The following is a 20,569-nucleotide window of genomic DNA, read 5'->3' as shown; positions in this document are numbered from 1 at the left end:
TTTCTACCTCAGTTTCAGGGTGGCAAGGCCGATCAGCACCAGGATCACCGTGATGATCCAGAAGCGGACGATCACGCGTGGCTCGGGCCAGCCCTTGAGTTCAAAGTGGTGGTGAATCGGCGCCATGCGGAACACACGACGCCCGGTCAATTTGAAGGACGCCACCTGGATGACCACCGACAGGGTTTCCATCACGAACACACCGCCCATGATGAACAGCACGATTTCCTGGCGCACGATCACCGCGATGGTGCCGAGGGCCGCGCCCAGCGCCAGGGCGCCGACGTCGCCCATGAACACTTGCGCCGGGTAGGTGTTGAACCACAGGAAGCCCAGGCCGGCACCGATCAGCGCGCCGCAGAACACAATCAGTTCACCCGCGCCCGGTACATAAGGAATCAGCAGGTATTCAGCGAATTTCACGTTACCCGACAGGTAGCAGAAGATGCCGAGCGCGCCGCCCACCATCACCGTCGGCATGATCGCCAGGCCGTCGAGGCCGTCGGTGAGGTTCACTGCGTTGCTGGAGCCGACAATCACGAAGTAGGTCAGCACCACGAAGCCGATGCCCAACGGAATGCTGGCGTCCTTGAGCATCGGGATGATCAGGGTCGTCTCCACCGCGCTTGGCGCAGTGGTGTAAAGGAAGATCGCCGCAGCGAGGCCAAACACCGACTGCCAGAAATACTTCCAGCGGCTTGGCAGCCCCTTGGAGTTTTTCTCGATCACCTTGCGGTAGTCGTCCACCCAACCGATGGCGCCGAACAACAGGGTCACCAAGAGCACCACCCACACATAGCGGTTGTGCAGGTCAGCCCACAGCAAGGTGCTGATGCCGATGGACGACAGGATCAGCGCACCGCCCATGGTCGGGGTGCCGGACTTGGACAGGTGCGACTGCGGGCCGTCATTACGAACCGATTGACCAATTTGCAGGTTCTGCAGGGTGCGGATCATCCACGGCCCCAGGAACAGCGACAAACACAACGCGGTCAGCACACCCAGGATCCCGCGCAGGGTCAGGTACTGGAAGACCGCGAAGCCTTTGTGGAACTGTTGCAGATACTCAGCCAGCAGCAGCAGCATTAATGTTTCTCCGTACTTGAGCCACACAAGGCCGCGACGACGTTTTCCATCACCGCGCTGCGCGATCCCTTGATCAAAATGGTTGTGTGTTTGTCGTGTTCAGCCGCCGCCAGCGCCTGGATCAGCTCGGCCTGGGTCGCGAAATGCAGCGCGCCGGGGCCGAACGCGTTGACAGCGTGAGCCATGTTCGGGCCGACGGCGTACAGCGCGTCGACTTTGCCGGCCGCGTAGGCACCGACTTCACGGTGGGACTGTTCGGCCCAGTCGCCCAGCTCGGCGATGTCGCCCAGCACCAGTACCTTGCGGCCGTCGAAGCCTTTGAGCAGGTCGATGGCGGCGCAGACCGAGGACTGGTTGGCGTTGTAAGTGTCATCGATCACGCGCATGCCATTGGTTGCCAGCTGCGCCACGGTACGGCCCTTGACCGGCTGCACCGCGCCAAGCCCGGTGGCGATACCGAACAGCGACACGCCCAGGGCGTAGGCGGCAGCGGCCGCGGCCAGGGCATTGGCGACGTTATGGTTGCCCAGCAGGTTCAACTGCACGTGCTCATTGCCTTGCGGGGTGTGCAAGGTAAAAGACGGGCAGCCACGGGCATCAACGGTGATGTTGGATGCGTGGAAATCAGCCGCAGCATTGAGCACGGCAAACGTCAGGACCTTGCGACCGGCGGCGCGTACACGCCAGGTCTCGAAGGCCTTGTCATCGAGATTCAAGACAGCGGTGCCGGATGCATCGAGGCCTTCGAGGATTTCACCCTTGGCTTCGACGATCTTTTCCGGGCCGCCGAACTCGCCGACGTGGGCGGTTCCGGCATTGTTGATGATCGCCACGTGGGGCTTGGTCAGCGCCACGGTGTAGGCGATTTCGCCGATGCGCGATGCGCCCAGCTCGATCACCGCCGCCGTATGTTCAGGGGCCAGTTCGAGCAGGGTCAACGGTGCGCCGAAATCATTGTTCAGGTTGCCACGGGTGGCAAGCACCGGGCCGCGCGTGCGCAATACCCCGGCAAGCAACTCCTTGACCGTGGTCTTGCCGCTGGATCCCGTGATGGCCGCAACGGGGTTGGTGAACCCGGCACGGTTCAACGCACCCAATTGGCCAAGGGCCAGACGGGTGTCGGCGACCAGCAGTTGCGGCAGTGTGGAATCCGCGACTTCGCGCTGCACCAAGGCACCCACGGCGCCTTTGGCGGCAACTTCATTCAGGTAGTCGTGACCATCGAAACGCGGGCCCGCCAGGGCGACAAACAGTTGCCCCGGCTTGATGTTGCGGCTGTCGATACTCACGCCGTCGAAGCGGCAATCGCTCGACAGCATACGGGCCGACAAGGCCTGGACCAGTTCGCTGAATGTCATCGGTTTAAGCATGGGCAACCTCCCAGGCGGTCAAGGCGTGATCGGCCTCAACCAGATCGGAGAAGGCATGGCGCTCGCCGTTGATTTCCTGATAGTCCTCGTGACCTTTACCGGCCAGCACCACCACGTCGTCAGCACTGGCGCCGGCGATCAATTGGGCAATGGCTGCGCCGCGACCGGCGACGAACGTCGCCTTGGACACGTCTTTGAAGCCGACGCGGATGTCGTCGAAAATCTGGCTCGGGTCTTCACTGCGTGGGTTGTCGTCGGTGACGAGCACGCCATCGGCCAAGCGCTCGACAATCTCAGCCATCAACGGGCGCTTGCCGCGATCACGATCACCGCCGCAACCAAACAGGCACAACAACTTGCCCTTGGCGTGGGGACGCAGGGCCACCAGGACTTTTTCCAGGGCATCCGGCGTGTGGGCGTAATCGACCACCACCAACGGCTGTTTGCCGCCACCCAGGCGCTGCATGCGACCGACCGGGCCTTCCAGCTTCGGCAGCACACGCAGGATTTCGTCGAGGGCGTAATCCAGGCCGAGCAATGCGCCGACGGCCGCCAGGGTGTTGCTCAGGTTGAAACGACCGAGCAAGGTGCTGCGCAAATGATGTTCGCCCTGGGGCGTCACCAGCGTCGCGCGCACGCCTTCGTCATTGAATTGCGCGTCGCGGCAGTACAGGTACGCGCTGGAATCTTCCAGGCTGTAGCTGATCAGGCGCGACTCACGCTCTTCGGCGGCCAGTTGGCGACCGAACTCGTCGTCCAGGTTCACCACGCGGCACTTCAAGTCGTTCCAGGCGAACAGCTTGGCCTTCTCGGCCGCGTAGGCTTCCATGGTGCCGTGGTAGTCGAGGTGATCGCGGGACAGGTTGGTCATCACCGCCACATCAAACGCCAGGGCAGCAACCCGGCCCTGGTGCAAACCGTGGGACGACACTTCCATGGCAACCGCCTTGGCGCCGGCCTTTTTCAGGTCGGCCAGGGTCGCTTGCACGGCAATCGGGTTCGGCGTGGTGTGCAGGCCGCTTTGCAGCGCGCCGTAGAAACCAGTGCCCAGGGTGCCGACGATGCCGCAGTGTTGCCCCAGCAGGTCAAGGGCCTGGGCAATCAATTGGGTCACGCTGGTCTTGCCGTTGGTGCCGGTAACGCCAACCAGGTTGAGATGTCGACTTGGCTCGCCATAGAAACGCCCGGCGATGTCCGAGAGCTGTTTGGCCAGCCCCTTGACCGGAATCAGCGGGACATCGGTGATCGGCAACACGGTGGCGCCTTCCACTTCGTAGGCCACGGCAGCCGCGCCACGTTGCAGGGCGTCCGCAATATGTGCACGGCCATCGAACTTGCCCCCCGGCACCGCCAGGAACAGGTCACCGGCGCGCACATTGCGACTGTCCAGGCTCAATTCACGGATCAGCAGATCGCGGCCGGCGTGGGCAAAAATCTTGTTCAGGCTAAGAGACATCAGCCGCGCCCTCCATTGGCTTTTACAGCAGCGGCCGGTGGACCGGCGTTCGCTTGTTGGGTCGGCGGCAGGTTGTCCGGTGTGATGTTCATCAGGCGCAGGGTGCCGGACATCACTTTGCTGAACACCGGCGCCGAGACCAGGCCACCGAAGTAACCGGCTTTGCTCGGCTCATCGATCACCACCACGATGGCGTAGCGTGGATCGCTCATCGGGCCGAAACCGGCGAACAACGAACGGTACGAATTTTCCGCGTAGCCCTTGGTACCCACCGACGTTTTACGCGCAGTACCCGACTTGCCGGCTACGTGATACGCCGGCACCTGGGCACGGAATACGCCGCGTGGCGCTTCGATCACTTGTTGCAGCATGCCTTGCATGGTCTTGGCGACGTTTTCCGGAATCACCTGGGTGGCTTTCGGCGCTTCGTCGACATGGATCAGGCTCAGCGGAACCATGCGCCCATTATTTGCCAATACAGAGAAAGCATGGGCCAGTTGGATCGCCGTCACCGACAAGCCGTAGCCGTAGGAAAGCGTGGCGGTCTCGGCCTTTTTCCAGTCGCGGTAGTTCGGCAGGTTGCCGACGCGCTCACCGGGGAAATCCAGGCCGGTGGGCTGGCCCAGACCGATCTTCTGCGCCAGGTGATAAATGGTCTCGCCGCCGATATCGAAGGCGACCTTGCTCATGCCTACGTTACTGGAGTTGATCAGGATACCTGTCAGATCCAGCACCGGGCCTTCGGTACGGGATACGTCACGAATGGTGTACTTGCCCAGCTGCAACGTACCCGGATACACCTCGACCTTGTCGCTGGGTTTCCAGCGTCCGGTTTCGAGGGCGGCACTCATGGAGATGGCCTTCATGGTCGAACCCGGCTCGAACACGTCGATCATGGCGCGGTTGCGCATCATCGCCGGTTGCAGGTTGCGACGGTTGTTGGGGTTGTAGGTCGGCTGGTTGACCATGGCGAGGATCTCGCCGGTCTTGACGTCCATGATCACCAGGCTGCCGGCCTTGGCGCCGTTCTCGATGATCGCGTTACGCAACTCGCGGTTGGCCAGGTATTGCAGGCGCAGGTCAATCGACAACGCCAAGGGCTTACCGGCCTTGGCGTTTTTGGTGACTTGGACATCCTTGATCAGTCTGCCGCGCCGATCCTTGATGACTTGTCGTTTACCGGGAACCCCGGCGAGCCATTCATCGTAGGCGAGTTCCACACCCTCACGGCCGTGGTCGTCGATGTCGGTAAAGCCGACCATATGCGCGGTGGTTTCACCGGCCGGGTAGAAACGACGGAACTCCTCGATGCCGTAGACACCGGGGACTTTAAGGTCGAGCACCTGCTGGCCTTGTTCGGGGGTAAGGCCGCGAACCAGGTAGATGAATTCTTTATTGGCCTGGGCTTCCAGGCGTTCAGCCAAGGCTTTCGGGTCTTGCCCCAGCGCGGCGGCAAGCGCCGGCCAGCGATCCTTGGCGACCTGCAACTCCTTGGCGTTGGCCCACAGGGTGGTGACCGGCGTACTGACGGCCAGCGGTTCGCCGTTACGGTCGGTGATCAGGCCGCGGTGTGCAGGAATCGGGATGTGACGCAGGCTACGGGCATCGCCCTGGCCGATCAGGAAGTCACGGTCGACCACTTGCAGGTCGATGATCCGCCAGGCGATCGCACCCACCATCAATGCCAGCAAGCCGAGCATCAGGCGGAAGCGCCATGGATAGAGTGCGCCTTCGAGTTTCATCATGGCGCCACCATGCGGACTTCGGCCGCGCCCGGGATGTGCATTTTCAGTTGTTCAGTCGCCAGCACTTCAATACGGCTGTGGGCTGTCCAGGTGCTTTGCTCCAGGATCAACCGGCCCCATTCCGCCTGGGCTTTGTCGCGCACACTCAATTCCCCGTACAGGGTATTGAGCAACTGGCGGTTGTAGTGGGCGCTGTAGGACACCGCAATCGCGGAAATCAGCACGCCGACAAACAGCAGCAACATAAAGAAGCTGCCGCCCGGGAGGGGCTTGGCGAAAAGCTTGCTCACCGCAACTTCTCCGCGACACGCATGACAGCGCTACGGGAACGTGGGTTGGCCCTGAGCTCGGCTTCGGACGCGAACTGCGCCTTGCCATGGATTTTGATTTTCGGCACAAAGGCTTCGAAACGTACCGGCAGGTTGCGCGGCAGGTTGTCGGACTCACCCTTGACCAGGCGACGCATGAACAACTTGACGATGCGGTCTTCCAGAGAGTGGAAGCTGATCACCACCAGGCGACCGCCCACTTCCAGCGCCTCGAGAGCAGCCTCGAGGCCGGCCTCCAGGTCTCCCAACTCGTTGTTGACGTGAATACGCAGGCCCTGGAACGCACGGGTCGCCGGGTTCTTGCCCTTTTCCCACGCAGGGTTGGCGGCTTTCAGTACTTCGGCCAGGTCGGCAGTGCGCTCGAACGGCTGGATTTCACGACGCTCGACCACGGCGCGGGCCATGCGGCCAGCGAAGCGCTCCTCACCGTATTCCTTGAACACACGGGCGATTTCTTCCACTGGCGCGGTGGCGATGAACTGCGCAGCGCTGACGCCACGGGTCGGGTCCATGCGCATGTCGAGCGGACCGTCGTTCATGAAGCTGAAGCCGCGCTCCGGGTCGTCGAGCTGCGGCGAGGACACGCCCAGGTCGAGCAAAACCCCGGCTACCTTGCCCGCCATGCCGCGCTCGGCCACTTCGGCACCCAGCTCGGCAAAGCTGCGCTGCACAACGACAAAGCGGCCGTCTTCGGCCGCTAGCGCTTGCCCGGTGGCAATCGCTTGGGGGTCCTTGTCGAACCCGAGGAGTTTGCCGTCGGGCCCGAGCTGGCTGAGTATCAACCGGCTATGCCCGCCCCTGCCGAACGTGCCGTCCAGATAGCAGCCATCCGCGCGTACGGCGAGAGCCTCAACGGCTTCGTCAAGCAGTACGGTGATGTGGTTAAAGCCGCTATCAATAGTCACAGGATCAAATCACGCAGTTCATCAGGCATGGCGCCCGGTTGTTGAATAGCAGCCAGGTCAGCTGCAGAAACAGCATCCCAGGCATCTTCGTCCCACAATTGGAACTTGTTCAGTTGGCCGACCAGCATTGCGCGCTTGTCGAGCCTGGCGTACTCACGCAAGCGCGGCGGCACCAGGAAACGACCGCTGCCATCGAGCTCGAGGTCGACTGCGTTACCAATCAGCAAACGCTGCAGGCGACGGTTCTCTTCACGCAATGAAGGCAGGGCGCGCAATTTGGTTTCAATCAACTCCCACTCATCGAGCGGGTAAACACACAAACAAGGGTCAACGGCATCGATAGTGATGATCAACTGCCCGGAACTTCGCGAAATGAGCTCGTCACGATACCGGCTCGGCATGGCGAGACGGCCTTTTGCATCGAGACTGATAGCGTTAGCTCCGCGAAACACAGATGCGTTTCTCCAAATTTTAGCGTTTTACGTTCAAAAAACCCACTTTGTGCCACTTTCCGCCACTTGCGCACACTATAGGAATGCGCCCACCACACCGTCAAGGCGCGGATTCAAGGAAAAGCCTTACAGAACGGAGATTTAGGAGCGTAAAGGGAGGAGAAAACAGAGTTCGGGGATGTTTTTGGCCCAACAAGCGCAAATAGCTCAAAGAGCTATAGGCTAAAGTTAAAGTAATTTATTAAGAGTAAGATTTTTTTGGTATTACGAAGACGCATCTGCCAATGATTTGGCAGGGAGGGATTCTTGCGTTACTACCGGGTTTCTGCTCGAGATTCGGACAGAAGGAAAAAGGTGGAGAGTCGATCTATAAGCCGGGTTCTGTCTTGAACAGTCATTCGTCTACGATGGCCATCACTGGACATCTTTAGCAACCTACCCGGTCCCAGCGCGGGCCACGCCTTGGGACCCTATTTGGTCTTGCTCCAAGTGGGGTTTACCTAGCCACGAACTGTTGCCAGTCGTGCGGTGCGCTCTTACCGCACCTTTTCACCCTTACCGGCACCGAAGTGCTTAGGCGGTTATTTTCTGTGGCACTTTCCGTAGGCTCACGCCTCCCAGGCATTACCTGGCACTTCGCCCTATGGAGCCCGGACTTTCCTCCCCCCCCTAATTTTCATAGAGGGCAGCGACTGTCCAATCGACTCTCCGCCGCGCAGGTTAACGGCACGACGGACTTAGGACAAGTAATAAAAGTTCAGAATTGCCATCACGTTCAGACGGAATACCGCTTTAACCCTGGAACTATTCGCCTTTTTGTTTATCCAGCGCCGCTTGATACAAGAGGTTCTTGCGCACCCCTGTGATTTCCGCCGCCAGGGCGGCCGCACGCTTGAGGGGCATCTCCTTGAGCAGCAGGTCCAGGATGCGCATGGCCTCGCTGCCCACCGCATCTTCGTCCTCAGGCGCGGTCCAGCCTGCGACAAGCACCACACACTCGCCGCGCTGCTGATTGCTGTCGCCTTCGACAAACGCACGCAACTCTTCCAGCGGCAGACCCTTGAGGGTTTCGAAGGTCTTGGTCAGCTCACGGGCCAGCAGTGCCAGGCGCGCGCCGCCAAATACCAGCTCCATGTCCTGCAGGCATTCGAGGATGCGATGGGGGGCTTCATAGAAGATCAAGGTGCGCGGCTCTTCCTTTAACGCTTGCAGCCGCGCACGTCGCCCAACGGCCTTGGCCGGCAGGAAACCCTCGAAAATAAAACGGTCGGACGGCAGACCCGCCGCCGACAATGCCGCAATCAGCGCGCACGCTCCCGGAACAGGCACTACATTGATACCAGCGGCCCGCGCCTGGCGCACCAGATGGTAGCCAGGGTCGGAGATCAGGGGTGTACCCGCGTCGGAGATCAGCGCCACATCATCGCCGGCCAGCAGCCGCACGATAAAACGGCTGCCTTCTTCGCGCTCGTTGTGTTCGTGGCACGCGGCTAATGGCGTGCTGATACCAAAATGCTGCATCAAACGCTGGGAGTGCCGTGTGTCCTCCGCCGCGATCAATTTAACCTCGCGCAACACTTTCAGTGCCCGCGCACTGATGTCGTCCAGGTTGCCAATGGGCGTCGCCACGACAAAAAGCGAGCCTGCAGTGGAATTCAAAGGACCTGGAGCAGTCAAAACGCACACCTCGATGATTGGCAAAAGCGACATTGTAGCGCGTAGGCGCCTTGAAAATATGCCATCACCGCCGACGCCTTTTCAGCCGTTTAACGCCAGTTGCAACATTTGCACGACCTAATTCGACGGTTTCACGCCAGTAACATCGCGCCTGGGCCAGTGCTTGGGTACAATTCCACGCTAATTTGATCGGTATCAGGAACACTTACATGATCGCTTGCCTGCGGCTGCTCTCCGCCCTCTGCCTCGCTGCCTTATTGGCCGCGTGCGCCAGCTCGCCCTCGTCCAGCCTTGGCGACCTTCCACGGACCCCGGACGCCAGTATCGAGCAACTGCTCGAACAGGCCACTACCGCCAAGACGCCAGAAAAGGCCGCGTTGCTGCGCCTGAGTGCGGCAGACATGGCCTACAAGCAGAACAACCCTGGGCGTTCGTCGCAGATTCTTGCGCAAGTGCCCCTGGATGTCCTCAAGCCCGCCGCGCAAGTATTTGCCAGCACCCTGGCTGCCGAACTGGCCATGACGCGCAACCAGCCCAAGGCGGCGCTGACTGCCTTGAGCCACCCGAGCCTGCAAAACCTGAAGGACCTGCCGCCTGAACAGCAGATCCGCACCGCCAGCGTGCACGCCCGCGCTTATGAAGCCGACGGCCAGACCCTGGCTGCCGCCCGGGAACGTGTCGCCATGGCCCCACTGCTCACGGGTGATGCCGCCAACAACAACCACGAAGCCATCTGGGCGTTGATTGCCGCCGTGCCGGCCGAACAGCTGCAAGCCAGCGGCAATCCGGTGCTGGATGGTTGGATCACCCTGGCGCAGTCGGTCAAGGGCGCCGGTACGCTGGAGCAGCAACAGGCGGCCATCGACACCTGGCGCGCACAGAATCCGGGCCACCCGGCTGCCGTGCAATTGCCAACGCCGCTGACCAAGCTCAAGGAACTGGCCAGCCAGCCTCTGAACAAGATCGCCCTGCTGCTGCCACAGGACGGCCCGCTGGCCTCCGTCGGCAAAGCGCTGCGTGAAGGTTTCATGGCGGCGCACTACCAGGCCGAACAAGCGGGGCAGAAGCCGCCGGTCATCGAGTTCTATGACAGCTCACGCCTGACCTCCCTCGACGACTTCTACGCCAAGGCCCAGGCCGCCGGTGTGCAATTGGTGGTCGGCCCGCTGGAGAAGCCCCTGGTCAAACAGCTCAGTGCCCGCCCGCAATTGCCGATCACCACCCTGGCGTTGAACTACAGCGAGACTGATCGCAGCCCGGCGCAACTGTTCCAGTTCGGCCTGGCCGCTGAAGACGAAGCCCGCGAAGTGTCACGCCGCGCCCGTGCCGACGGCCTGCATCGCGCCGCTGCCATGGTTCCGCGTGGCGAATGGGGTGAGCGTGTCTACAAAGCCTTCCGCCAGGACTGGGAAGCCAATGGCGGCCAGGTCATGGGGGTTGAGTATGTCGATCAGCCCGTCGCCCTCGCCCAGCAAATTGCCGATCTGTTCCAGCTGCGCAAAAGCGAAGGCCGCGCCAAGAGCCTGCAAAGCACCGTCGGCACCGATGTCGCCGCGCAGCCGTCGCGTCGCCAGGACATCGAGTTCATCTTCCTGGCCGTGACACCGCAACTGGCCCAGCAGATCAAGCCGACCCTGAACTTCCAATATGCCGGCGACGTGCCGGTATACGCCACGTCCCACGTGTTCAGCGCCAGCGGCGACAAGAACCAGTACCTGGACATGACCAACGTGATGTTTTGCGAAACACCGTGGTTGCTCAACACTACCGACCCACTGCGCAACCAGGTAGCCGCACAATGGCCACAAGCCAATGGCAGCCTCGGCCGCCTGTACGCGATGGGCGTCGACGCCTACCGCCTGGCGCCGCGCCTGGGGCAACTCAAGGCGCTGCCAGACACCCGTGTCGACGGCCTGTCGGGCAACCTGGGGATCAGCGCCAACCAGCGCGTTGATCGCCAGATGCCTTGGGCCAAGTTTGTCGGTGGCGAGATCCAGCGCCTGCCGGACACTCCGCGCTGATGCCCGAGCGGTCCACTGCACAAAGCGGCAAGGACGCCGAACTGCAAGCCCTGAAGTATTTGCAACAACAAGGTCTGCGCCTGCTGGCGCAGAACTGGTTATGTAAACGCGGTGAGCTTGATCTGGTCATGCTTGACGGCGATACAGTAGTATTCGTCGAAGTCCGCTACAGAAAACACGCACAATGGGGTGGCGCGCTCGCCAGTATCGACGGGCGCAAGCGTCAGAAGCTGATACTCGCCGCGCAGTTTTTCCTGCAAAAAGAGCATCGCTGGGCCGACACCCCCTGCCGTTTCGATGTGGTTGCCATAGAAAGCACACCGTCTGGTCAGGCTGATCTGAACTGGCTCAAGAATGCCTTCGACAGCTGATTCGCCGGACATCTTCACCACACACTTTTGCTCTTTGCTTTGCGGGCTGCACATTCCTGTGCCAAACAGCCGCGCTACTTAAGGTCACACAGATGGACATGCAATCCCGAATTCGCCAGCTTTTCCAGGCCAGTATCGACACCAAGCAACAGGCGATGGACGTACTTGCACCGCACATCGAGCAAGCCAGTCAGGTCATGGTCAACGCCTTGCTCAACGAGGGCAAAATGCTTTCGTGCGGCAACGGCGGTTCGGCCGGCGATGCCCAGCATTTTTCGTCCGAACTGCTCAACCGCTTCGAGCGTGAGCGCCCAAGCCTGCCAGCCATTGCCTTGACCACCGACTCGTCGACGATCACCTCGATTGCCAACGACTACAGCTACAACGAAATCTTCTCCAAGCAGATTCGCGCCCTGGGTCAACCGGGTGACGTGCTGCTGGCGATTTCCACCAGCGGCAACTCGGCGAATATTATTCAAGCGATCCAGGCCGCACATGATCGCGAAATGATTGTCGTAGCATTGACCGGGCGCGATGGCGGCGGCATGGCCTCACTGCTGTTGCCTGAAGACGTGGAAATTCGTGTCCCGGCCAATGTCACCGCACGTATCCAGGAAGTCCACCTGCTGGCGATCCATTGCCTGTGCGATCTGATCGACAGCCAACTGTTTGGGAGTGAAGAATGACCGTTAACCGCCTCAGCCTTTTGGCCATCACCCTGTGCCTCGCTATCAGCGGCTGCAGCACGGCCATCACCGCGACACGTGACACCCCTATTCAGGATGACAAGGGCACCCGCACTTTCGGCAGCAAGATCGATGACTCGCTGATCGAAACCAAGGTCGAGGTCAACGTTGCCAAGGCCGCGCCAGACCTGGGCAATGGCGCTTCGCGCATCGTCGTGACCAGCTTCAACGGCGTCGTACTGCTCGCTGGCCAGACGCCACGCGCCGACCTCAAGGCCCAGGCCGAGCAAGCCGCAGCTGCCGTGCAGCGCGTGAAGAAAGTGCATAACGAATTGCAGGTGATGGACCCGATCACCCTGCTGGCCATCAGCAACGACGCCCTGCTGACCACCAAGATCAAGGCGCAGATGCTCACCGATAACGCGATCCCTGGTTCGCGCATCAAGGTCGTGACCGACAATGGTATCGTCTACCTGATGGGCCTGCTGACCCAGGCCGAAGCCACTCGCGCAGCCAACCTGGTGCAAGGTGTGTCCGGCGTGCAGAAAATCGTGAAGGTGTTCGAATACATCGATTGATGTAATCACGCAGCCACAAAAAAGGGCGCCTTTCACAGGCGCCCTTTTTATTAGCGAATGTTTACTGGTACTGCGAGTACGGGTTGCCCTGGAACTGGTTGTTCTGCTGCGGCGCCTGTTGCTGAGCACCTGGCTGGCCGTACTGCTGGCCCGGGATCGGACCGAGGTTGACTTCCACACGACGGTTCTGGGCGCGGCCGTTGACGTCGGCGTTGCTGGCAATCGGGTTATCCGGGCCGGCACCGCGTGCGCTCAGGTTGGCACCGTTGACGCCCTGGGACGTCAGGTAGTTGGCCACGCTCTGCGCACGACGCTGGGACAGGTCCATGTTCAACTGACGGCTGCCCGTACTGTCGGTGTAACCGACGATCTGGATCGTGTTCTGGTTGAACTGCTTGAGCGAGTTGGCCAAGTTGTTCAACGGCTGGTAGAAGCTGCTGGAGATCGCGTCCGAGTTGGTGGCGAAGGTGATGTTGCCCGGCATGATCAGCTTGATCTGGTCGCCCTGGCGCTGAACTTCAACCCCGGTATTGGCCATGCTCTCGCGCAGTTTCTTTTCCTGCTGATCGGCGTAGTAGCCGTAACCTGCTGCGCCGGCACCTGCAACCACGGCACCGATCAGCGCGCCCTTGCCACGGTTATTATGGTCGATGGCCGCACCCGCCAGTGCACCGGCCAGGGCACCCAGGCCGCCGTACTTGGCGGTCTTGCTCATACCGCCGGATTCATTACTCGCCTGTCCCTGGCTGCTGCCGTCATAAGGATTAGGTGATGCGCAGCCGGACAACAGGGCTACGGCGGTAGCAACAACAAGCAGACGACGCGAAGTGAACATGAAGGAAGCTCCTACTTTTGCATTCTATGGTGCAAAGGACATTGGCAATGGACCTGTGCCGAGTTTGGAACACGACAAACGGCAAAAATTCCGTCGCTACAGCAACCGTAGCAGACGCACGCTGAACACGACCTGAGTTTTTGCTGCAACGTTTGCCTCTGACAGAACAGCCCTACCCGGCAATTAATCTGTCACGCCCGTACAAAAGGGTTCTCACGCATTTCATCACCCAGTCGAGTATCCGGGCCGTGCCCGGTCACCACGGTCGCCCCCTCATCCAGCGTGTATAGCCGCTGCTTGATCGAACGCACGATAGTCGCCTGGTCGCCGCCCCACAAATCCGTACGCCCGATACCACGTCGGAACAGGGTGTCGCCAGCAATCAGCAGCTTGGCATCGGCAAACCAGAAGCTCATCGAGCCCGGCGTATGCCCCGGGGTGTGCAGTGCCACGCCACACCCGCAGGCCAACTCTTCATCATGTTCCAGCCAGCGGTCTGGCGAAGGCACCGGGGTGTAGGGCACGCGAAACATCTGGCATTGCATTTCCAGATTATCCCAAAGGAATTGATCCTCTTTGTGCAAGTGCAAGGTGGCACCGGTCTTCTCCTTCAACTGGCCGGACGCCAGGAAGTGATCCAAATGGGCATGGGTATGGATGATACTGACCACCTTGAGGCCCAGGGCATCGAGCCGCGCCAGGATCAGCTCATGGTTGCCGCCCGGGTCGACCACGATGGCCTTTTTGCTGATGGGGTCGCCGATGATGGTGCAGTTGCACTGCAAGGGGCCTACGGGGAAGGTTTCGCGAATCAGCGTGGGAGCCGTGAGCGTCATGGGTGAGCCTCTGAATCGTGATCAATGCAATTAAACTATAGTTTCGAGCCCTGTATCGCCAGAATAATTGCACTTTACAAAAAAATAGAAGTGCTATTATTTTTGCACTTCGCATTAAAAAGTGCAGGAATAATAGCATGGCAAAAAAAATCGCCCCATTGCTACCCACTACCGAGCACCTGCTTTCGGATTTCGGCGAGCGGATCAAACTTGCGCGCCTGCGCCGAAAAATCACTGCCAAGCAAGCAGCTGAGCGCGCCGGCATGTCCCAGATGACACTTCGAGCCTTGGAGCGCGGCTCTTCAGGAAGCACGATGGGTGCTTACCTGGCGATATTGCAGGTGCTGGGCCTCGAAAAAGACCTGAACGCCGTCGCAGCGGACGATGAACTGGGTCGACATCTGCAGGATGCAACACTGCTAACGGGCAAGGCATCAGCGTCGCGCAGGAATAAGCCGATGGAGTCAGAGAAAGTTACAAGAAACAAAGCCATCGCCCGCAAGAAGCCACTACCGTCAAAGCCTACGCCCCCTCCCGACAACGGCACGATCAGCAGCGACGCACTGGCCGCACTGATCCCACCACGGCAAAGGACAGACACGTAATGACCATGATTGGGGTTTATGCCGACTGGGAAGGTATCGACGGCCCCCGGCGCCTTGGTTGGCTGCACGCAAGAAAAACCCGGATGACCGAAAAGTTCGAGTACGAAAGCGACCCTCTGGCATTGCAAGACCGGGCGCTGAACGCCGTTCGGATCGACCCGGGCATCGGCCCCTATGCAGGCGCTCAGTTCCCTGTTGAGGGGCGAAACATGTTTGGTGTCTTCAGCGACTCCTGCCCGGATCGCTGGGGGCGATTGCTGATGAAACGACGCCTGGAACGCGACATCCGCGACGGACTATACGACGCGAATACTCGGCTCGGCGAGTCGGACTATCTGCTTGGCGTACACGATCTCTTTCGCGCCGGCGCCCTACGCTACCGGCTGAACGATACCGGCAGTTTTCTCGATGATCAGGACACCATTGCCGCGCCGCCTTTTGTCGAGCTGCATACGCTGGAAAGAGCCAGTCGCGAGCTGGAAAACGACCCGGATAATCGGGCCCCAGAAGGCCGGCAATGGCTACGCATGTTGATTGCACCCGGCGGCTCCCTCGGCGGTGCACGCCCGAAGGCCAGCGTCGCCGACCACGACAACCATCTATGGATCGCCAAATTTCCCTCGACCCGCGACACCTACGATGTGGGCGGCTGGGAGCTGGTCGTCAACGCCCTGGCCAAGGCCTGCGGCCTGAAGGTCGCCTCTGCGATCGGCAAGCGCTATGCCAGCGAGTTTCATTGCTTCATGGTCAAACGTTTCGACCGGACGGCTGCAGGCGGCCGCCTGCACTTTGCATCCGCCATGACGCTCACTGGCCGAGTCGATGGTGACGACGCCAGCTCGGGCGCTAGCTACCTGGAGCTGGCTGAAGTGCTGATGCGCAGCGGCTCGAATACCGACCAGGATCTGCAAGAGCTGTGGACGCGCATCGTGTTCAATATCCTGGTTTCAAACACCGACGACCACTTGCGTAATCATGGCTTTATCCTGGAGCCAGGCAACGGATGGCGCCTTTCGGATGCGTATGACTTGAATCCCACGCCACTGGGAGATGGCCTGAAACTCAATATTACCGAATACGACAATGCGCTGGATCTGGAACTGGCGAGAGAAGTCGCCGGTTTCTTCCGTGTGAACCTCGGGAAGGCGGATGAAATCATCGCTGACTGCATCAACTCAGTCAGCCATTGGAGGACCGTGGCTCAGGCGGTTGGTCTTTCACTGCGAGAACAAGACTACATGGCTGCGGCTTTCGCAAAAGCCCAGGCCTAGCCGATCAACCTCAGCTCCTGCGCCCGTGCCACCGCCTGAGTGCGCCGCTCAACACCCAGCTTGCTGTTGATGTGGCTGGCGTGGGTCTTGACCGTGTGCAGGGAGATAAACAGCCGATTACTGATCTCCTGATTGGAACAGCCCTGAGCGATCAGTTGCAGCACCGCCAGCTCCCGTGCGCTCAAGGCTTCATGGATCGACACTGTCTCCACCACCGAGGCGACGGGCAACAGCGCCAGCAGGCTCTCGTTCAAGAGGCCGTGGGGATCTCTGGCGAGTTGCTCGCGCATCCAGTCCGGGTGGTTTTCCAGCAGACGCTGGAAGGGTTGCAACGCGCCACCGGCCCCCGCCTCCAGCGCCTGTGCCAGCAGCGGACGCGCCTTGGCCTCCTGGCCGCTCTCCAACAGTAAATGCGCCTGCTGGGTCAGTGCCATGAGGGCGATCATCTGGCGCCCGCTGTTATGCGCCTGCTGCGCCAGTTCATCAAGGCGTTGCAGCGCCGCAGCGGGCTGGTGGCGCGTGGCGTCCAACGCAGCCTGTTGCAACCCGATATGCTGGGGCAGGTGCGGATGGAATTCTGGCGCGGCGGCGGCGTGTTCGCCGTTATAGGTCTGCCCCAGGCGGGTCAGCCAGGCGTCAGCCAGGTCGGTGCGGCCCTGGGCCAACCACAGCTCGCACTTGATCAGGGTAATCATCGCCAGGTAGTAGATCGGTGGCACGTCCCAGATATGCATCAGGCGCTCCGCCTCGGCAAGCTCGGCGAACGCCGTGGCGAATTGACCCCGACGCCCTTCGAAACTGGCGATCACGCAATGACCGATCAACACGCTGATATCGCGGCAAGCCCGGGCTTCGGCGAGACCGGCGCGCAAGCGAGCGAGACCGGCTTCAGGCTGGAGGCGCACCAACAGCAAAAAACCTTCGTAGAGCGACAACCGCGCACGCACCGCGTACAAGCGCTGCGGCGCCAGGCCATGCAGGCGCTGCAAGCCCTGGCGCACTTCATCCAGGGAACGCAGGATTTCACCGCGCGCCTGCAACACCCGCGCACGGTCATAATGGGCCAGGGCCTCGAACAACGGGTTGCCGACCCGCTGCGCCAGTTCCAGGGATTCGCGATTCAAACCACGGGCGCGCCATAGGTCGGCATCGACGATGGCCAGGTTGGAGAGCGTCGACAGGCACATCAAGCGCTGGCCGTAACGCCGTTGCGGCAGGCTTTCCAACGCTTCGCTGCAATAGCGTTGGGTCAACTCACGATCCCCCCTGCCTCGGGCGATGATCCCGCTAAGCGCCAGCCACTGGGCCAGCATCGACTTTTGCGCGGTGGCCGATGGTGCCGGCAGGAAGCGACTGAGGTAACTGGACAATTCTTCCGCCGCGTCCAACTGGCAAGCCAGGCCCAACGCCCAGCTGTACAGCACGATCAAACGCGGCGTGCTGATCAGCAGACTGTCGGGCAGGTCCATTTTCCAGCGCAGCAACATGCCCACGTTTTGCTCGGCCAGCAGTTGTTCTTCGGACAGGTTCTGTACCAGGTTGGCCGCCACATCCAGGTGGCCGGCGCGCAACGCCTGTTCCACCGCCTCATCGATCAAGCCCTGGGCGTTGAACCAGCGGCACGCACGCAGGTGCAAGCTGGCGGCCGGCAGTACATGGCTGCTGGCGCGCCGTGTGCGCAGCAGGTCGGAAAACAGATGGTGATAACGGTACCAGTGGCCCTGCTCGTCCAGCGGCACCAGAAAGACTTGGTGGGCTTGCAGGTAACGCAGGATTTCGGCGCTGTCGTGGGCTTCACGCACAGCATCACAGAGTTCGCTGCAAAAACGATCCTGCGGGGCTGTATCGTACAAAAACGCCTGTACTTCGGCCGGCAGACAGTCGATCACTTCTTCAAGCAGATAGTCGCGGATCAGCCCTTCCCCGCCATTCAGGCTTTGCGGCAAGGTGCCGTCGCTACCGGCCTCGGAGGCGGCCAGCAACCAGAAGCGCAGGCCGGCGACCCAGCCTTCGCTGCGGCGAATCAGGTTGTCGAGGGCTTCGCCGCGCAGGGAGTTGCTGTGGCGATCCAGCACCGCCAGGGATTCGTCGTGCGTCAAGCGCAGGTCCTGTTCATTCAGTTCCAGCAGGTGGCGCGATAGACGCAGGCGCGCCAGATGCCAGTCCGGACGTTGGCGACTGGTGACCATCACCACCAGGCCATCGGGCAGATGATTGAGGAAAAACTGCAGGCAGCGGTCAAGCACCGGCCCCTGGGCCAGGTGATAGTCATCCAGTACCAGCAACAGCGGCGCACGGGTGGACAGGTGCACGGCCAGCTCGTCGAGCAGGCCGTCCAACCATTCTTCAAAGGCAAAGGGTTGGTGACGCTGGCGCATTTTCAGCAAGCCCAGGGACTGGGCGCCGAGTTGCGTGAAGAATTGCTGCAAACCATCGAGCAGACGCTCGAGGAAACGACCGGGGTCGTTGTCCCGCGGACTCAGGCCCAGCCACAGGCTTTGCCAATGGGCCGGCAGGCTCTGGCAGAACTCCACCGCCAACGAACTCTTGCCGAACCCGGCCGGCGCGCTGACCAGCAACAGGCGCCCGTCCAGCCCGGCGCTCAGGCGTTCGCACAAGCGCGGTCGCAGCACGTAGCCGTCAGGCAGGGGTGGCCTGTAGAAGCGACCTTCCAGGGTCGGGATTACCGCACTGGCAGGCCCTTGGATTCGGGACAGATCAGTCATCGCCGGGCTCTTGTAGAAGGCTGTGGTCGGCATTGCAGATGTCCGCAGACTAGCGGTAAAAGCGGCGGGTTTGTAGATCTTTGCTACAAATGACTGAAAAAGAACTGCGACAAAAAATGTGGGAGGAAGCTTGCCCCCGATGGCGGCGGATCAGTCAATGCACTGTTTGACTGTCACACCGCTATCGGGGGCAAGTCGAATCGTCGCACCGCCCCTCCCACATTGAGTTACGCGTGCAGCTTAGCGAACACCATCCTGGCGCAGGGCCGCCGGGGTGAAGTCGCTGGTGGTCGCAGTGAAGCCGAAGTCATACGCCTGCTTCTCTTCGTTCTTCATGCCCAGTGCCAGGTAGCGGCCGGACTGCAGATCGTAGAGGGTTTCCAGGGCGTACCACGGCACTTGCTTGTCGTAGTAGTTCTCGGCATGGGCTTCGGCGACACGCCACAGTTGGCCACGGCCGTCGTAGTGGTCAATGACCGCTGCTTGCCAGGTGTCTTCGTCGATGAAGAAGTCACGCTTGGCGTAAATGTGGCGCTGGCCTTCCTTCAAGGTCGCGACCACGTGCCAGACACGGCGCAGCTCGTAGCGAGCCAGGTCCTGGTTGATGTGGCCGGCCTTGATGATGTCGGCGTACTTGAGCTTGGGATCGTCGATCTTGTAGCTGTTGGAGGCGATGTAGATTTCTTTCTTGCCCTCCAGCTTCCAGTCGTAGCGATCCGGTGCACCGTTGTACATGTCGAGGTTGTCGGAGGTACGCAGGCCGTCGGCGGCAGTACCCGGACCGTCATAGGACACTTGTGGCGCCCGACGCACGCGGCGCTGGCCGGCGTTGTAGACCCACGCCGAACGCGGTTCCTTCACCTGGTCCAGGGTTTCGTGCACCAGCAGCACACCACCGGCCAGACGCGCTGGCGCGGTCACTTGTTGCTTGAAGTAGAACAGCACGTTGCCCGGGTTTTTCGGGTCGAAGTCTTTCATCTTGTCGCGGAACACAAATTGGTCGCGGAAGTACACCAGGCTGTAGGAACCGTTGGTTTGCGGCGTGGCCTGGGTCACCAGGCGGGTCACGCTGCCACCGCGATAGCGGGTGATGTGGTTCCAGATCACCTCGACGCCGCTTTTGGGAATCGGAAACGGCACGGCGGTTTCAAAGTTTTCCAGGCCGTTGCCGCCGGACACCAGGTTGGTGGTGGTGGCGTTCTTCTTGATGGCCGCAAACACATCCGCCGGCACTGTGGCGCCGCGATGGGTCGGGTAGACCGGCATCTTGAAGGTTTCCGGGTAGCGCTTGAACATCGCGTACTGCCCCGGCGCCAGCTTGTCCTTGTATTGCTCGACGTTCGCTGCAGTGATGGTGAATTGCGGTTGCTCACTGGCGTACGGGTTAGCCAGGAACCCACGGGCGTCGACGGCGCCGGCGTTGGTGGGCAGTGGCGACCACTTTGGAATGGTGCCGGCAGCGTTGCCGGCCATTTCGGCGCCCATCGGGGTCAGGGTCGTGCCCAGCTTGGCAGCTTCATCCGCCGAGACTGCCGCCATGACGTTGCTCGCCAGGATCGACAGCCCAAGCACACCCACGTGCAACAGACTTTTGGTTATTTTCATGTTCTGGTCTTCCTG

Annotated in this window: 18 protein-coding genes and 1 other RNA gene; 6 read left to right on the top strand and 13 right to left on the bottom strand. The window is 60.9% G+C overall.

Annotated elements, in window-relative coordinates:
- Window positions 1-3: 3 nt before the first annotated feature.
- The 9 genes from mraY to rsmI form a co-directional block, all read right to left on the bottom strand.
- Window positions 4-1,086, bottom strand: a complete 1,083-nt coding sequence (gene mraY, locus LUU92_RS04910; RefSeq protein WP_071491183.1) for a phospho-N-acetylmuramoyl-pentapeptide-transferase — start codon at window positions 1,084-1,086, stop codon at window positions 4-6.
- Window positions 1,086-2,456 carry a UDP-N-acetylmuramoyl-tripeptide--D-alanyl-D-alanine ligase gene (locus LUU92_RS04905; RefSeq protein ID WP_257103234.1) on the bottom strand — a complete coding sequence of 457 codons (1,371 nt, stop codon included), beginning with the start codon at window positions 2,454-2,456 and terminating at the stop codon, window positions 1,086-1,088. The genes mraY and LUU92_RS04905 overlap by 1 nt, the downstream gene beginning before the upstream one ends.
- Window positions 2,449-3,912, bottom strand: a complete 1,464-nt coding sequence (locus LUU92_RS04900) for a UDP-N-acetylmuramoyl-L-alanyl-D-glutamate--2,6-diaminopimelate ligase (RefSeq protein WP_071491181.1) — start codon at window positions 3,910-3,912, stop codon at window positions 2,449-2,451. The genes LUU92_RS04905 and LUU92_RS04900 overlap by 8 nt, the downstream gene beginning before the upstream one ends.
- Window positions 3,912-5,654: a peptidoglycan D,D-transpeptidase FtsI family protein gene (locus LUU92_RS04895; RefSeq protein ID WP_165447909.1), complete on the bottom strand. Its 1,743-nt coding sequence runs from the start codon at window positions 5,652-5,654 to the stop codon at window positions 3,912-3,914. Before LUU92_RS04895 ends, LUU92_RS04900 begins: the two co-directional genes overlap by 1 nt.
- A complete protein-coding gene (gene ftsL, locus LUU92_RS04890) occupies window positions 5,654-5,947 on the bottom strand; it encodes a cell division protein FtsL (RefSeq protein WP_010213047.1) in 294 nt (97 codons plus the stop codon). The genes LUU92_RS04895 and ftsL overlap by 1 nt, the downstream gene beginning before the upstream one ends.
- On the bottom strand, window positions 5,944-6,891 hold the full coding sequence (rsmH, locus tag LUU92_RS04885) for a 16S rRNA (cytosine(1402)-N(4))-methyltransferase RsmH (RefSeq protein ID WP_371322034.1): 948 nt from the start codon (window positions 6,889-6,891) through the stop codon (window positions 5,944-5,946). The genes ftsL and rsmH overlap by 4 nt, the downstream gene beginning before the upstream one ends.
- Complete coding sequence (gene mraZ / locus LUU92_RS04880) at window positions 6,888-7,343, bottom strand: division/cell wall cluster transcriptional repressor MraZ (RefSeq protein WP_004371993.1); 456 nt, start codon at window positions 7,341-7,343, stop codon at window positions 6,888-6,890. The genes rsmH and mraZ overlap by 4 nt, the downstream gene beginning before the upstream one ends.
- 354 nt (window positions 7,344-7,697) lie before the next feature.
- Window positions 7,698-8,051, bottom strand: an RNA gene (gene rnpB, locus LUU92_RS04875) — RNase P RNA component class A.
- 96 nt (window positions 8,052-8,147) lie between these two features.
- A complete protein-coding gene (gene rsmI / locus LUU92_RS04870; protein WP_172963312.1) occupies window positions 8,148-9,053 on the bottom strand; it encodes a 16S rRNA (cytidine(1402)-2'-O)-methyltransferase in 906 nt (301 codons plus the stop codon).
- Between the two features lie 176 nt (window positions 9,054-9,229).
- Here rsmI and LUU92_RS04865 point away from each other — a divergent pair, with 176 nt between their 5' ends.
- The 4 genes from LUU92_RS04865 to LUU92_RS04850 all read left to right on the top strand — a co-directional run bounded on the left by LUU92_RS04865 (window position 9,230) and on the right by LUU92_RS04850 (window position 12,676).
- Window positions 9,230-11,041 (top strand): penicillin-binding protein activator, encoded by a 1,812-nt coding sequence (locus tag LUU92_RS04865; RefSeq protein WP_071491180.1) that lies wholly within the window; start codon window positions 9,230-9,232, stop codon window positions 11,039-11,041.
- Window positions 11,041-11,412, top strand: coding sequence for a YraN family protein (locus tag LUU92_RS04860; protein WP_257103233.1), 372 nt, complete (start codon window positions 11,041-11,043; stop codon window positions 11,410-11,412). The genes LUU92_RS04865 and LUU92_RS04860 overlap by 1 nt, the downstream gene beginning before the upstream one ends.
- A 92-nt stretch (window positions 11,413-11,504) precedes the next feature.
- The gene (locus tag LUU92_RS04855) at window positions 11,505-12,098 is read left to right on the top strand and encodes a phosphoheptose isomerase (RefSeq protein WP_007904374.1); all 594 of its coding nucleotides are present in this window, start codon (window positions 11,505-11,507) and stop codon (window positions 12,096-12,098) included.
- Window positions 12,095-12,676, top strand: coding sequence for a BON domain-containing protein (locus LUU92_RS04850; protein WP_012722284.1), 582 nt, complete (start codon window positions 12,095-12,097; stop codon window positions 12,674-12,676). Before LUU92_RS04855 ends, LUU92_RS04850 begins: the two co-directional genes overlap by 4 nt.
- Before the next feature lie 61 nt (window positions 12,677-12,737).
- On the opposite strand, the gene LUU92_RS04845 is transcribed toward LUU92_RS04850, so the two are convergent.
- Both LUU92_RS04845 and LUU92_RS04840 read right to left on the bottom strand, forming a co-directional pair.
- Window positions 12,738-13,511, bottom strand: a complete 774-nt coding sequence (locus tag LUU92_RS04845; RefSeq protein WP_058422961.1) for a YiaD family glycine zipper/OmpA-like lipoprotein — start codon at window positions 13,509-13,511, stop codon at window positions 12,738-12,740.
- Window positions 13,512-13,702: 191 nt separating this feature from the next.
- A complete protein-coding gene (locus LUU92_RS04840; protein ID WP_071491178.1) occupies window positions 13,703-14,347 on the bottom strand; it encodes an MBL fold metallo-hydrolase in 645 nt (214 codons plus the stop codon).
- Window positions 14,348-14,484: 137 nt separating this feature from the next.
- Between LUU92_RS04840 and LUU92_RS04835 the strand changes: the two genes are divergently transcribed.
- A complete protein-coding gene (locus LUU92_RS04835; RefSeq protein WP_257103232.1) occupies window positions 14,485-14,952 on the top strand; it encodes a helix-turn-helix domain-containing protein in 468 nt (155 codons plus the stop codon).
- The gene (locus LUU92_RS04830) at window positions 14,952-16,223 is read left to right on the top strand and encodes a type II toxin-antitoxin system HipA family toxin (RefSeq protein WP_257103231.1); all 1,272 of its coding nucleotides are present in this window, start codon (window positions 14,952-14,954) and stop codon (window positions 16,221-16,223) included. Before LUU92_RS04835 ends, LUU92_RS04830 begins: the two co-directional genes overlap by 1 nt.
- Here the strand turns inward: LUU92_RS04830 and LUU92_RS04825 are convergent.
- Together LUU92_RS04825 and LUU92_RS04820 are read right to left on the bottom strand one after the other, a co-directional pair.
- On the bottom strand, window positions 16,220-18,949 hold the full coding sequence (locus tag LUU92_RS04825; protein WP_092240774.1) for a winged helix-turn-helix domain-containing protein: 2,730 nt from the start codon (window positions 18,947-18,949) through the stop codon (window positions 16,220-16,222). The two genes, LUU92_RS04830 and LUU92_RS04825, sit on opposite strands and share 4 nt — an antisense overlap.
- A gap of 240 nt (window positions 18,950-19,189) precedes the next feature.
- Complete coding sequence (locus LUU92_RS04820; protein ID WP_025855569.1) at window positions 19,190-20,554, bottom strand: DUF1329 domain-containing protein; 1,365 nt, start codon at window positions 20,552-20,554, stop codon at window positions 19,190-19,192.
- Window positions 20,555-20,569: the final 15 nt, after the last annotated feature.

The sequence above is a fragment of the Pseudomonas extremorientalis genome, assembly GCF_024584605.1.
In the GTDB taxonomy this organism is placed as follows: Bacteria; Pseudomonadota; Gammaproteobacteria; order Pseudomonadales; family Pseudomonadaceae; genus Aquipseudomonas; species Aquipseudomonas extremorientalis.
This window is presented reverse-complemented; position numbering and strand designations above follow the sequence as displayed.

What these genes read in the sequence shown, in the direction of transcription:
- LUU92_RS04850 (WP_012722284.1), top strand. Translation starts at nt 12,095, where the DNA reads ATGACCGTTAACCGCCTCAGCCTTTTGGCCATCACCCTGTGCCTCGCT.
- LUU92_RS04825 (WP_092240774.1), bottom strand. Translation starts at nt 18,949, where the DNA reads ATGACTGATCTGTCCCGAATCCAAGGGCCTGCCAGTGCGGTAATCCCG.
- LUU92_RS04830 (WP_257103231.1), top strand. Translation starts at nt 14,952, where the DNA reads ATGACCATGATTGGGGTTTATGCCGACTGGGAAGGTATCGACGGCCCC.
- mraY (WP_071491183.1), bottom strand. Translation starts at nt 1,086, where the DNA reads ATGCTGCTGCTGCTGGCTGAGTATCTGCAACAGTTCCACAAAGGCTTC.
- LUU92_RS04855 (WP_007904374.1), top strand. Translation starts at nt 11,505, where the DNA reads ATGGACATGCAATCCCGAATTCGCCAGCTTTTCCAGGCCAGTATCGAC.
- LUU92_RS04835 (WP_257103232.1), top strand. Translation starts at nt 14,485, where the DNA reads ATGGCAAAAAAAATCGCCCCATTGCTACCCACTACCGAGCACCTGCTT.
- LUU92_RS04845 (WP_058422961.1), bottom strand. Translation starts at nt 13,511, where the DNA reads ATGTTCACTTCGCGTCGTCTGCTTGTTGTTGCTACCGCCGTAGCCCTG.
- LUU92_RS04905 (WP_257103234.1), bottom strand. Translation starts at nt 2,456, where the DNA reads ATGCTTAAACCGATGACATTCAGCGAACTGGTCCAGGCCTTGTCGGCC.
- LUU92_RS04900 (WP_071491181.1), bottom strand. Translation starts at nt 3,912, where the DNA reads ATGTCTCTTAGCCTGAACAAGATTTTTGCCCACGCCGGCCGCGATCTG.
- LUU92_RS04840 (WP_071491178.1), bottom strand. Translation starts at nt 14,347, where the DNA reads ATGACGCTCACGGCTCCCACGCTGATTCGCGAAACCTTCCCCGTAGGC.
- LUU92_RS04820 (WP_025855569.1), bottom strand. Translation starts at nt 20,554, where the DNA reads ATGAAAATAACCAAAAGTCTGTTGCACGTGGGTGTGCTTGGGCTGTCG.
- LUU92_RS04895 (WP_165447909.1), bottom strand. Translation starts at nt 5,654, where the DNA reads ATGAAACTCGAAGGCGCACTCTATCCATGGCGCTTCCGCCTGATGCTC.
- LUU92_RS04860 (WP_257103233.1), top strand. Translation starts at nt 11,041, where the DNA reads ATGCCCGAGCGGTCCACTGCACAAAGCGGCAAGGACGCCGAACTGCAA.
- LUU92_RS04865 (WP_071491180.1), top strand. Translation starts at nt 9,230, where the DNA reads ATGATCGCTTGCCTGCGGCTGCTCTCCGCCCTCTGCCTCGCTGCCTTA.
- rsmI (WP_172963312.1), bottom strand. Translation starts at nt 9,053, where the DNA reads ATGTCGCTTTTGCCAATCATCGAGGTGTGCGTTTTGACTGCTCCAGGT.